Source organism: uncultured Microbulbifer sp., from assembly GCF_947504145.1.
Lineage (GTDB): Bacteria > Pseudomonadota > Gammaproteobacteria > Pseudomonadales > Cellvibrionaceae > Microbulbifer.
Genome location: NZ_CANNGQ010000001.1, coordinates 536,645 through 548,901, shown reverse-complemented (window position 1 = coordinate 548,901; position 12,257 = coordinate 536,645). Strand labels below are relative to the sequence as shown.

The window sequence follows — 12,257 nt, the reverse complement described above, 5'->3', positions numbered from 1 at the left end:
GGGTAAACCGTCAATTTATACGGCCTTTCTCATCCGTTCAGGCTGCCGCAGAGTCGGTGCCATTCAGCGCATCTGTGTGGCCAAAGCGCTCTTCCGCGATGCGGTCCGCAACGTGGGCGGTGGTTTCGCCAGATTCGTCGGCGCGCTGGAAAACTTCTTCCATGGTGGTACCGATGGTATCGATATGGGCCTTCACCTGCTGGGCATTGTATTCGCCCAATTCCAGACCCATTTGCTGGTAGTAGACGTCGATGATGCCACCGGCATTGATCACATAGTCCGGGGCATAGAGGATGCCCTTATCTTTCAGTACCTGCGCGTGGCGCTCTTCCGCCAGCTGATTGTTGGAAGCACCGGCAATAGCGCCGACCTTCAGACGGTCAATGGTGTTGTCATTGAGGATGGCGCCCAATGCGCAAGGGGCAAACAGGTCCACATCCAGGTCAAAAATTTCGTCGGCGCCAACAGCGGTGGCACCCAGCTCATTCACGGCGCGGTCCACGTTGTCCTGGAAAATATCCGTTACGAAAAGTTCTGCACCCGCGTCTTTTAGCAATTTACCGAGGCGGAAGCCCACGTTGCCCACACCCTGAATGGAGACTTTCAGCCCGTTCAGATCGGTGCGGCCCCAGCGGTGCGCCACAGCAGCTTTGAGGCCCACGTACACACCGTAAGCGGTGGATGGAGAGGGATCACCACCGTGTTCCTGGCCGGCAATCACACCCGAGACGAACTGGCTGCGTTCGGCAATGATTTTCATATCGGCAACACTGGTGCCGGAGTCTTCCGCGGTGATGTAGCGGCCGCCGAGAGTATTCAGAAAATCGCCCATCGCACGCAAAAGCTCTGGTGTCTTCTGTTTGCGCGGATCGCCAATGATTACGGACTTGCCACCGCCCAGCTTGAGGCCGGCCATCGCAGACTTGTAGGTCATACCGCGGGAGAGGCGCAGTACGTCGTTGAGGGCTTCAGCGTCGTCGGCGTAGGGCCACATGCGACAGCCACCCAGTGCCGGACCAAGATTGGTATTGTGTACCGCGATAATGGCCTTCAAGCCGCTCTTGGCGTCGTGATAAAAGGCAACTTCTTCGTGGTTATCGTAGGCAGGATGGGAAAAAACGCTCATAAAAATCCTCTCCGGAGGCCGGTTTACGGCGGTGCCAGACTCGGCCGATTGTGTCAGCTCTGTCCGCGACCGTGCTTTATTGTAGGCCCCTAAGAATATAGCCACCGGGGACTTAGGGACATTGCAAATTTTGCCGAAACCGGCACAAAAACATAAAACACATCCCTTATATTTGATATTTTTAGGATGAAAACACCTGCAATAACCAAATCGGCGCACTGGTCACTTATTGTACTAACCGCTGGCGACTGACTGGCCCGCGCAATCCGGCAGGCACCTTCACATCCGGGGGCTGTCCCCGCTGGCCTGTCACCGTCGGTCTGGTAGAATCCGCGCCCTAACCGACCTACCCCGAGTGACAGAGATCCTTCCATGCTCAATGCCGATGCCCTTCAACAGTTGAACCAGCTGAAAACCGATATCCGTTCTACCAAGGAATTCGCCGAGGGGCGCGTGCGCGGTAGCAATGGAAAATTCGGATTTGTGGTGCTGGACGATGGGCGCGAGGCGTTTCTGCCTCCTTCCGAGATGGACCGCGTATTCCCCGGAGACCGGGTGCGTGTGAGCCTCACCGAAGAAGACAAGGGCAAACTCTCTGCCGAGCTGGATCAGCTGGTCGAATCGGAGCTCAAGTATCTGGTGGGGCAGTACGTCCAGCGCGGCCAGGGACATTTCGTTCAGCCCAGCGAGCACGGCCTGTCCCGCTGGATTTTTCTGCCTCCGCGCGCTCGCGGCAAAGCGCAGCCCGGTGAGTTCATCGCCTGCAGCGTGACCCGCCACCCGTTCAAGGACGGGAAGTCCCAGGCAAAAGTGGAGACTGTGATCGGCAAACCGGAGATGGCTGGTATCGAGCACGCCTTTGTAGTGGCCCAGTACCGCCTGCAGAACCAGTTCGGCAAGGCGGCACTGGAACAGGCAGCCACCATTCCGGAAAAGCTGGAAGCACTCTGTGGCGAACGCAAAGACCTTTCAGATCTGGGCTTTGTCACCATCGACGCGGAAACCACCCGGGATATGGATGACGCCCTTGCCGTCACCGACTCTGGCTCTGAATCCGACAAGGGCTGGACCCTGCACATCGCCGTGGCCGACCCCTCCAGCCTGATCGATGCCGGCTCCCCGCTGGACAAGGAGGCCCAGACACGCGCCAATAGTGTCTACCTGGCCGGTGAAACACTGCCCATGCTGCCGGCAACCCTCTGTGAGAACAGCTTCTCGCTGATTGCCGGCGAATTGCGTCCGGTACTGGTGATGCATATAGAAGTAGGTAAAGACGGCGCTCTAAATGGCTTCGAATACGAGTTTGCTGCCATCCGTTCCCAGCACAAACTCAGCTACGCGCAGGTCGCCCAGTTTATCGACGGCGACGACAGCGCGGTACCCGCCGACCAGCACGACAGCCTCCGCCGCCTGGATGCCCTGAGCAAAGTCCGTGCAGAATACCGCGCCGGCCATTCGCTGGTTATGGAAGACCGCCCGGACTACGACCTGATTCTGAATGATCAGCGCAAGATCGAGCGCATTGAAAAACAGCAACGCACCGCAGCCCAGCGTATGGTTGAAGAGGCAATGCTGGCAGCCAACACCAGTGCCGGCGAAAAGCTCGCCGAACTGGGTGGTGGCTGCTTCTCCATTCACCTGGGCTTCCGCGATGAGCGCATGGCAGAAATCCGCAACCTGCTGAAAGAAGTTCTGCCGGAATACGCCGAACAGGACCTGCACCAGCTGGACACTTACCTGAAACTGGTAAAAGAGCTGGAAGCCCACAGCGATGCGGAAATGCACAACGTGCTGGCGGTGCTGAAGCGGATGTTGCGCCCGGGTGAGCTGAGCAACAAAGCGGCGCCGCACCTCGGGCTGGGCCTCAGTCGCTACGCCACGGTGACTTCGCCTATCCGCAAGTTCAACGACCTGCACAACCACCGCGTATTACGTGCCGCCCTGCAGCAAGAAAGTGTCCCTGTCATCGATGATGCCCAGGGTGAAGCCTTGCAACAGAGTGTCAGTACCGGCCGCCAGGCAGATCGTGCACTGCAACAATGGCTGTATTGCCAGTTCCTGGAAGCCAAAACCGGCGAAAGCTTTACTGGCACCATCACCCTGGTGAACGGTGCCGGTATCGGCGTCCGCCTGGATGACTTCGGCATCAACGGTTTCGTGCGCTTCAATAGCAAGAAGAACCCGTTTGAATTTGACGGTAAGCGCCTGCGCATTACCCGCGGCGAAGAAAGCTTCCAGCTGGACCAGCAAGTACCGGTAAAAATCGCTGCCGTGGATATCGACAAGCGCCGCATCGCGCTGGAGCTGGTCACTGAAGTAGCGGCAGCCGAATAGCGCCACCTCCTCCCTTCCCTATCTAAAGACTAAACTTCCAGCCGCGGGCCACAAGCCCGCGGCCGCCACCGGCCCCAACCGAGGCCTCGTATAAAGGAAATTGTATGTCGACCATTGCAGATCTGACCCCCACACCACTGTGGAAACATTTCGCCAAACTGTGCGAGATTCCACGCCCGTCCAAACACGAAGACCAGGTGGTGGCCTACATCGTCGATTTCGCCAAAAATCGTGGCCTCGACGTCAAGCTGGATCAGATCGGCAATATCATCATCAAGAAGCCCGCTACCCCGGGCATGGAAGACCGCAAAACCCTGGCCATGCAAAGCCATGTGGATATGGTGCCGCAGAAAAATGCCGACACTGAGCACGACTTCCTTACCGATTCCATCAAGCCCTATGTGGACGGCGAATGGGTCACCGCTGAAGGCACCACCCTCGGCGCGGATAACGGTATCGGTGTGGCGGCAATCCTCGCCCTGTTCGAATCCACCGATATCCCGCACCCCGCGCTGGAAGCCCTGCTGACCATCGACGAAGAAGCGGGCATGACCGGTGCCAAGCACCTGCAACCGGGCCACTTTGAAGCAGACCTGCTACTGAACCTGGATACCGAAGACGAAGGTGAGCTGTATGTGGGCTGTGCCGGCGGTGTCGACGTCAATGTATCTCTGCCCTACACCGCTGAATCACTGCCGGCAGGTTACAAGGCATTCAAGCTGAGCGTGCGCGGCCTGCGCGGCGGTCACTCCGGTTTGGATATCGACAAGGGCCGCGGCAACGCCAATAAAATTGCCAATCGTATTATCGATACCGCCCTGCAACAGATCCCGGAGCTGCGTATCGCCAGCCTGGACGGCGGCAGCCTGCGCAACGCCATTCCCCGCGAATCCTTCACCGTGGTGGCCGTGCCCGCAGAAAAGGCTGCTCAATTTGAAGAACTCACCCAAAGTTCAAGTGCCGTCATCAAAGCCGAGCTGGACAACGAACCGAAGCTGGATATCGCCCTGGAAGCCGCCGATGCCCCCGCAACGGTGATGGACGCAACTACCCAGGAAAAACTGATTCGCACCATCCGCTGCTGCCCAAATGGCGTTGAGCGCATGAGCACCGCGCTGGAGGGTATTGCCGACACCTCCAACAACCTCGCCCGCGTCGTCACTGAAACGAGCGAAAGCGGCACTCCTCATATCCGTATCCAGTGCCTGGTACGCAGCCTGTCCGATAGCGCCCGCGACGAACACGGCCTGAATGTTGCCGCGGCATTCCAACTGGCCGGCGCCGAAGCCAGCCTCGACAACGCCTACCCGGGCTGGACACCCAATATGCAGTCGCCACTGCTGGCGCTGATGAAAGACGTCTACAAGGAAATGGAAGGCAAGGAGCCGGAAGTCAAAGTCATCCACGCCGGTCTCGAATGCGGCCTGCTGGCCAAGCCCTACCCCAACTGGGATATGGTGTCCTTCGGCCCCACCATACGCCGCGCCCACTCACCGGAAGAGCGCGTGCATATTCAGAGTGTGGCGAACTTCTGGGACTACTTTGTGAAAGTGGTTGCCGCGATCCCACGCTAAATCCAACAAAGGGGGCGCCGGTGAGAGATTCAGTGGCGCTCGCTATTTTCATTCACAGTATCGCAGCTTATTTTAACTGACAGGACAGACAGGAAGTTCTGTTTTTTCCGGCCGATTGAGCAGAATTTTTCATTTTTCATTGAACAATCTAAAAAACAACCCGTCAGAGCTGTACCGTTTACAGAGGACGTAGAATGAAAAAGCTCTTTATCGCCGCGTTACTTGCTCCGAGCACGGCATTGGCCGACTTTGGCACGCAGTTTGATTCGAAATTCGGATTGGGACTAGGCACCCAATACGGTGGTGTGGCCGGTCTGCAGTATTCACTAAGCGGCGAGTCCGATAAGTTCTATATTGGCGCCGGTCGCGCTGATTTCTTTGAAAGCGACTATCCCGATGAATACGGGCTTACATTGGGTTGGGAGCATGCATTAACCGAAAAGCAGACATTCGGTCTCGCTCTGAGAACAAGTACAGAAGATGGAAGGGGAGCCTACTATCAGGCTGGGTACGCTGGCCTGGAAGAGGCCACGGAAAAAAAGGATGGCTTCGAATATGGCCTGTTCGGATCCTACAGTTATTATTTCAGTGGAATCCATCAGTCCGGTTTTGTGGCAGGCGCCAACCTAGGAAAGCTCTATCGCAAGGATAATGTGAGAAGCGAGTTTAGAAACGGTACCGCGGTCGGTGTCCACCTGGGGTATCAATTCTAGACAATTATACTGCTCTCAATTTTTGCCTCTAAGCCCGACCACCGTGTCGGGTTTTGTATTCATGTAGAAATAAAGACAGAATGGCAGAAACATAACCAACTGAAAGCGCCATGACACCCGCAATCAAAGCCGCTGAAAAAGCGAAAGTAAAATTTCAGATTCACGAATATTCCCACGATCCTGCGGCCGAATCCTATGGGCTGGAGGCTGCCGAAAAACTCGGTTTGGCGCCACAACAAGTATTCAAAACTTTGGTAGTCTCGCTGGATGGAAAATCTCTCGCCGTCGCCGTATTGCCCGTCGAGCAGCAACTCAGCATGAAACTGGTGGCCAGGGCAGCGGGCGCAAAGAAAGCAGAGATGGCGGAGAAGAATGCGGTGATGCGCTCTTCAGGCTATGTACTCGGGGGCGTAAGTCCTCTGGGGCAAAAAAAGTCGTTACCCACTTTCCTCCACAACTCGGCGGAATCCGAAGCCACCATCTATGTCAGTGCCGGCCGGCGTGGGCTGGAGATTGAACTGACCCCGCAGGATCTTCTGCAACTTACCCGAGGCAAATTTGCACCCTTGGCTGCTGAATAAGCGACTGACGAAACTGAAAACAATACGAAGAGGAGTGAGGCATGAGCCAGTACGAGTGGCTACTATTTGACCTGGACGGCACCCTGAGTGATCCCGCGGATGGCTTTGTGAACTCTATGAACCATGCGCTGACCTCACACAACTACCCACCCCGCGCCGCTGCCGAATTGACCCAGCATATTGGCCCTCCACTGGAAGTCACCCTGGCTCACCTCACGGGCTCTGAAGACAGCACCCATGTACGCGCAATGGTGGATAAATACCGGGAGCGCTACGGGGAAACCGGCTACGCCGAAAACAGGCTCTACCCCGGTATTACCGATACGCTGCAACACCTCAGCCAGATCGAAGGCATCCGCCTCGGTGTGTGCACATCCAAGCGCGCCGACTTTGCCGAGCGAATCCTCAAGCAGTTTGACCTGCATCACTATTTCGAATTTGTCAGCGGTGGCGATGTAGGCATTGCAAAATGGCAACAGTTACATGGGCTGCTCGAAAGCAACACCATATCTTCGCGGGCGCTGATGATTGGTGATCGCCATTTTGACCTGTCCGCCGCTGCGAAAAACAAATTGCCCAGCGCCGGTGTACTTTGGGGTTACGGGTCCAGGGCCGAACTCAATGAATACACCCCGGCGTACCTTTTTGAAAAACCCTCGGAAATCCTTAATATTTTTTAATTCCATACTCCGATAGCCAGATACCAATAAATAGGAACTTGTATGAAATATTTTCTTGTTTTGCTCACCCTCGCCGTGCTGTCAGGCTGTGGCACAGTCACCACACTAACCAATTCCGACTCCGAGATCGCCAGCACCCTGAAACGGCAGAACTCGGGATGCGTGAGCGTGCCCCGGGTCTACAGTGGCGTTGCCTACAACATGTGCAAATTGAACTCCAATGGCAGCTCGATCTATTTCAGCCCCATGGTAGGTATTTACCTGGTCGACAGCGTGTTTTCCGCCGCGACCGACACCATCGCCCTGCCCTACACGGTGTATGCACAAAACGAGAAGGGCAGTCTGAACCTGTAGAAATAATGCACAGCCTCTCCACCATCAGTGAGACTGATGAGGAACGACCAGTCCCGAGTTTGACTGGCTCCCCCCTGGCATACATCGCATAATGCGCGACCCAATTTCCAAACCGACGACTGGCCTGCTGTATGTGGTTTAAGAACCTGCGTGTTTACCGCCTCACCCGCGAATTCTCACTGTCCGCCGAAAAACTGAACGAACTTCTGGAGCCGGATACCTTCGCTCCGTGCGGCAGCCAGGATATGGCCCGCTACGGCTGGGTGCCGCCCCTCGGCCGCCACGGCAGCGAGCTGGTGCACGCCGCCAATGGCTACCTGATGGTCTGCGCGAAGAAGCAGGAAAAGGTTATTCCTGCAGCGGTGGTGAATGAGAAAGTCGAGGAAATGGCCCTGGCCATTGCGGAGAAGGAAGCCCGCAGCGTGGGTCGCAAAGAGCGGCAGAACCTGAAGGACGAGGTGCTACTGGAGATGCGCCCCAAGGCCTTCGCCCGCTCACGCCTGCAATTTGCCTACATCGACCCGAAAGACGGCTGGATTGTGGTCAACGCGTCCTCTGCCAAGGCGGCGGAAGAGCTGCTGGAGAACCTGCGCGAGGCGATCAGCAGCCTTTCTGTGGTGCCGCTGACCGCAAAAAATATACCCCAGCAGTCCATGACCCACTGGCTCACCGCGCCGGAAGCCCCCGCCAACTTTGAGTTCGGCCATGAATGTGAGCTGCGCGACCCACAGGAGTCCGGCAGCGTGATTCGCTGTAAAAACCAGGACCTGTGTGCAGAAGAAATACACAACCACCTGTTGGCGGGCATGCAAGTCCACAAGCTCGGTCTCGTGTGGCGCGAGGGTGTCGAACTGATGGTGGATGACCAGCTCTCCATCAAGCGCCTGAAGTTCAGCGATGCTGTCACCGAGAAAGCCGATAATACCGATGCAGAGGACGCTGCCCAGCGCTTCGATATTGAATTCTCAGTCATGACGCTTGAAATCTCTGCACTGATCAAGGATCTGCTGACCGCTTTCGGTGGGCTGAATACGGATACCGCCAGTGTCGACGAAATTGTCGCGCGCGCGACTCAGACAGAGCGCGACCAGCAGCTGGCGGCGGAAGTCGAAGAGGTCTGACGCAACAGAAACGTGGATTCGGGCTGCCCCCAAACTAAGCTGGAGCGGGATACCAGTACAGTAATCCGGGGTTGGCCCATGAAACAGAATCCACGGAAAATAGTCCGCGCAATTTCCACCTCCACGCTGCTTGCGTTTGCCGTTACCGGCGCCGCACTCAGTGGCACACTCAGCGGCTGCGCTACCTCACCGGCAGACAGCGCGGCTGCCGCAACACTCGGCCAGTACCAAACGTTTGGCTTCGCACCGGTTACCGGCAGCAATGGCCGCGCCGTGTCACTGGCACAGAATGAAGTTTCCCAGCAGTTGATGGCTCGGGGCATGATGCCAAGCAGCAACCCTGACCTGCTGGTAAATGTGCAGGTACGGGCAAACCCCGCGCGCGCGTATACGATGCCGAACAATTCCCGCACCGTACATGCCAACGTTCATACTGAAGGGCACCTGACCATCGACCTGACGGATGCGCGTCAGAAACATCTGGTGTGGCGCGGCCACACGGACAAGCCGATTACCCGACAGGTGCTGAACAACCCCCAGCGCGCCATGGACCAGGCGGTGATCGAGGCATTTCGCAGCTTCCCCCTGCGCGCGCGATAGTCTGCGTAGCCATAAACCCAGCAAAAAAAATGGCCGCAATTTTTTGCGGCCATTTTTTTAAACTTTCTTCATCGGTCGACCGGGTGCACTCCAATGCACATGGTATTTTTCTTGCTCTGGCCGATCCACCCGTGAAAAAGTGTGCGCACCGAAGAAATCCCGCTGTGCCTGCAGCAGGTTTGCCGGCAGAGCTTCCCGTCGGAAGGCGTCGTAGTAACTGAGTGCTGAAGACAGCGCCGGTACTGGGATGCCACCGATTGTGGCATCCGCCACGGCCCGGCGCCAGTTGCCCTGGTGGCTGGCAATCTGTTCGATAAAGAAATCATCCAGCAACAAATTGGACAGCTTGGTATCCCGCTCGTAAGCATCGCTGATGGACTGCAAAAATACCGCGCGAATGATGCAGCCGGCGCGCCAGATTCGCGCAATTTCTGCAAAATTCAACTGCCACCCCTGTTCCCGGGCAGCGAGCTTCATCAGGTCAAAGCCCTGCGCGTACACGCAGATTTTTGCGCAGTACAAAGCATCGTGCAGCTGACCGATCACCTCTTCTCGTTTGTCTTCAGGAACCGGCGCGACGGCCGGCCCTTCCAGTTTTTTCGCCGCGCGGGTGCGCAGTACTTTGCGGGTAGAAAGTGAGCGGGCGAATACAGCTTCAGCAATACTCGGCGCGGGGCAGCCGACCTGCAGTGCACCTACGGCGGTCCACAGACCTGTGCCCTTCTGCCCGGCCCGATCCAGAATCACATCAACAAGCGGCTCGCCGGTTTCGGAGTCCATGGTATCCAGCACTTCGGCACTAATATCGATCAGGTAGCTGTTCAGTACGCCCTTGTTCCACTCACGGAAGACACCGGCAATCTCCTGTGGCGTCATTTCCAGGGCGCTACGCATAACATCGTACACTTCGCAGATCATCTGCATATCGGCGTATTCGATACCGTTGTGCACCATCTTTACAAAATGGCCGGAACCGATAGGGCCAATATAGGCGGCGCAGGGCTCGCCCTCCTTGACCGGGTTGCCCGGTTCGAACCGCTCAATAGGCTGGCCGGTGGCTGAGTCCACCTTGGCGGCAATGGCGTGCCAGACGGGCTCGATACGCGCCCAGGCATAGCGATCGCCACTGGGCATCAGCGACGGACCAAAGCGCGCGCCCACTTCACCCCCAGATACCGCGGTAGTGAAGAAAATCAACTTGCCCTCGTAGCGTTTGCAGCGCTCTACAGAGTCAGTCCAGAGGCTGTTGCCGGTATCGATGACGATGTCATCCGCCTGCAGGCCTGCGTCGAGCAACTTGTTGCATACATCATCCACGGGCGCGCCGGCCGGAACCGAGAGAATCACCAGGTGCGGCGCTTTTACTCTGGTCAGTAATTCCGTGTAGGAATTGCACACTTCCACCCGTGCCGGCTGGTCGCCGCGCTCGCTGGCGTCCTGTTCCTGCAACGCTTCCAGACGGCCGTGGTCCAGGTCAAACGCGCATACGCGGTATCCATTGTCCGCCAGGTTGAGGATCAGGTTTTTCCCCATGACGCCTGCGCCAATGAAACCGATATCGCAAAGTGCGTCTGACATAGAAAATCTCCAGAAAATTGGTACTGCTTGAAGCGGGCGGAGTATAGCAATCCGACGCCCGCGCCGGGAGGCGGAATTGCGAATCCCGGAGGCCGCGTATTTCTCACGCCGTCGCCAGAGATTACAATCCCGGGTTCACCCTCGAACCCGACAGATCCAGCTATGAATGCATCGCACCACACTCCGCACCATACCCCGAATGATGGTCCGCAAGATTTTTCCGCACCCTGGGGCCGTCAGCTGATGCTGATCACCGCCCTGTGCGGGGTCATTCTGTTTGGTATCAGCGGCGTCTTGCTGGCACAAGCCCCGGAAAACCCACCGCTGATGTACCGCCTTGGGATCTGGCTGTCGCCGGCCATTTTTTTACTGTGTGCACTGTTTTCCGTGCGCGGATACCGTCTGGAGAATCAGTGCCTGGTAGTACGCCGGCCGGGCTGGCGTACCCGAGTACCTTTGCTGGATGTTGAATCTGTAGCCCACCAGCCTGAAGCAACCAAAGGGTCCATTCGCATCTTTGGGAACGGTGGGCTGTTCGGGTTTACCGGTCTGTTTCGCAACCAGAAACTCGGCCGCTATCGCGCCTTCGCCACCGATCTCACGCATACCGTGGTCATCCGAATGCCAGCCAAAACCATTGTGGTAACGCCGGGCGATCCCGATCGATTTGTAAATGAGATCAACCGGATCTGTCAGACCAAAACCACCGATTGAAGCGTCGGTCACATTTGACCTCTGAAACCCCAACCGACGTTTTGGCGCTCAACTACACTCAATTTCAATGTAGTACTTTTGTGCGCCGACGCCACTTGCGGGAGAGACAATGAAGCGTATTTACCAATCAAACCTGTTTGCAAACCTGCTGATCTGCCTCGCCTTCGTCTGCATGAGCGGCGCCGCCCGGAGCGATGAATCGCGTACTGAAACCTTGCAATTTGCCAAGGGTGCCACCGGCACCTCCGTATCCAGCAACATCACCGGGTACAACACGGTCAATTACAAGGTTACCGCCAAAGCAGGACAGCGCATGGTGGTGAAGCTCTCTACCCCCCATACGGCCACCTATTTCAATGTATACGCACCCGGCAGCGGCCCCGGGGATGCGGCGATATTTATCGGTTCCACCAGCGGTGAGCGCTTTGCGACCACCCTGCCGGATAGCGGTACTTACACCATTCAGGTTTACATGATGCGCAGTGCCGCGCGCCGCGAGGAGTCGGCGGATTTCAAGCTGCGGGTCGACATCGACAACGGCAAAAGCAGCCACTCTGGCTCGGAGAAAAGTGGAGGCCGTATCGCCTGGAAGTATGATGCCAGCGGCAACCTACCTTGCTCTGCCGGCGAGCCCAGCTTTCGTCGTGAGTGCCCGTTTCAGGTAAAGCGCGCGCCGGGTGCGGCAGAAATCAGAACCCGTAAACCGGTGCAGGAGCATGGGCAGCGCGTGCTCTACTTCGCCAACGACCGCTTCAGTACGGACGATGGCACCCCCCTCAACTGGCAGCGCCAGGGCGACAACTGGTGGCTCGCCGCCGGCAGCCAGGAGTATTACCTGATCCCCGACGCCGTGATTTATGGGGGCTGAAACGGTTAGAATCG

Annotated in this window: 12 protein-coding genes; 10 read left to right on the top strand and 2 right to left on the bottom strand. The window is 57.1% G+C overall.

The window, feature by feature from the left end:
* Positions 1 to 37: 37 nt before the first annotated feature.
* Positions 38 to 1,126 carry a Glu/Leu/Phe/Val dehydrogenase dimerization domain-containing protein gene (locus Q1A74_RS02520; RefSeq protein ID WP_299592081.1) on the bottom strand — a complete coding sequence of 363 codons (1,089 nt, stop codon included), beginning with the start codon at positions 1,124 to 1,126 and terminating at the stop codon, positions 38 to 40.
* Between the two features lie 372 nt (positions 1,127 to 1,498).
* Between Q1A74_RS02520 and Q1A74_RS02515 the strand changes: the two genes are divergently transcribed.
* The 8 genes from Q1A74_RS02515 to Q1A74_RS02480 all read left to right on the top strand — a co-directional run bounded on the left by Q1A74_RS02515 (position 1,499) and on the right by Q1A74_RS02480 (position 9,083).
* Positions 1,499 to 3,460 carry a VacB/RNase II family 3'-5' exoribonuclease gene (locus Q1A74_RS02515; RefSeq protein WP_299592079.1) on the top strand — a complete coding sequence of 654 codons (1,962 nt, stop codon included), beginning with the start codon at positions 1,499 to 1,501 and terminating at the stop codon, positions 3,458 to 3,460.
* Positions 3,461 to 3,564: 104 nt separating this feature from the next.
* Positions 3,565 to 5,034: an aminoacyl-histidine dipeptidase gene (locus Q1A74_RS02510; protein WP_299592078.1), complete on the top strand. Its 1,470-nt coding sequence runs from the start codon at positions 3,565 to 3,567 to the stop codon at positions 5,032 to 5,034.
* 194 nt (positions 5,035 to 5,228) lie between these two features.
* The gene (locus Q1A74_RS02505; RefSeq protein WP_299592076.1) at positions 5,229 to 5,747 is read left to right on the top strand and encodes a hypothetical protein; all 519 of its coding nucleotides are present in this window, start codon (positions 5,229 to 5,231) and stop codon (positions 5,745 to 5,747) included.
* 110 nt (positions 5,748 to 5,857) lie between these two features.
* Entirely contained in the window at positions 5,858 to 6,328 is a 471-nt protein-coding gene (gene ybaK, locus Q1A74_RS02500; RefSeq protein WP_299592074.1) for a Cys-tRNA(Pro) deacylase, read from the top strand.
* Between the two features lie 41 nt (positions 6,329 to 6,369).
* Positions 6,370 to 7,008 carry an HAD hydrolase-like protein gene (locus Q1A74_RS02495; protein ID WP_299592073.1) on the top strand — a complete coding sequence of 213 codons (639 nt, stop codon included), beginning with the start codon at positions 6,370 to 6,372 and terminating at the stop codon, positions 7,006 to 7,008.
* A gap of 42 nt (positions 7,009 to 7,050) precedes the next feature.
* The gene (locus Q1A74_RS02490) at positions 7,051 to 7,362 is read left to right on the top strand and encodes a YceK/YidQ family lipoprotein (protein ID WP_299592072.1); all 312 of its coding nucleotides are present in this window, start codon (positions 7,051 to 7,053) and stop codon (positions 7,360 to 7,362) included.
* Positions 7,363 to 7,493: 131 nt separating this feature from the next.
* Entirely contained in the window at positions 7,494 to 8,483 is a 990-nt protein-coding gene (gene rdgC, locus Q1A74_RS02485) for a recombination-associated protein RdgC (RefSeq protein WP_299592070.1), read from the top strand.
* Positions 8,484 to 8,561: 78 nt separating this feature from the next.
* The gene (locus Q1A74_RS02480) at positions 8,562 to 9,083 is read left to right on the top strand and encodes a DUF4136 domain-containing protein (protein ID WP_299592069.1); all 522 of its coding nucleotides are present in this window, start codon (positions 8,562 to 8,564) and stop codon (positions 9,081 to 9,083) included.
* A 57-nt stretch (positions 9,084 to 9,140) separates the two neighbouring features.
* Here the strand turns inward: Q1A74_RS02480 and gndA are convergent, their stop codons facing one another.
* Positions 9,141 to 10,661 carry an NADP-dependent phosphogluconate dehydrogenase gene (gndA, locus tag Q1A74_RS02475; protein WP_299592068.1) on the bottom strand — a complete coding sequence of 507 codons (1,521 nt, stop codon included), beginning with the start codon at positions 10,659 to 10,661 and terminating at the stop codon, positions 9,141 to 9,143.
* 162 nt (positions 10,662 to 10,823) lie between these two features.
* Between gndA and Q1A74_RS02470 the strand changes: the two genes are divergently transcribed.
* Positions 10,824 to 11,375, top strand: coding sequence for a PH domain-containing protein (locus Q1A74_RS02470; protein WP_299592067.1), 552 nt, complete (start codon positions 10,824 to 10,826; stop codon positions 11,373 to 11,375).
* A 109-nt stretch (positions 11,376 to 11,484) separates the two neighbouring features.
* Positions 11,485 to 12,243, top strand: a complete 759-nt coding sequence (locus tag Q1A74_RS02465; protein WP_299592066.1) for a PPC domain-containing protein — start codon at positions 11,485 to 11,487, stop codon at positions 12,241 to 12,243.
* The last annotated feature ends 14 nt before the right edge of the window (positions 12,244 to 12,257 follow it).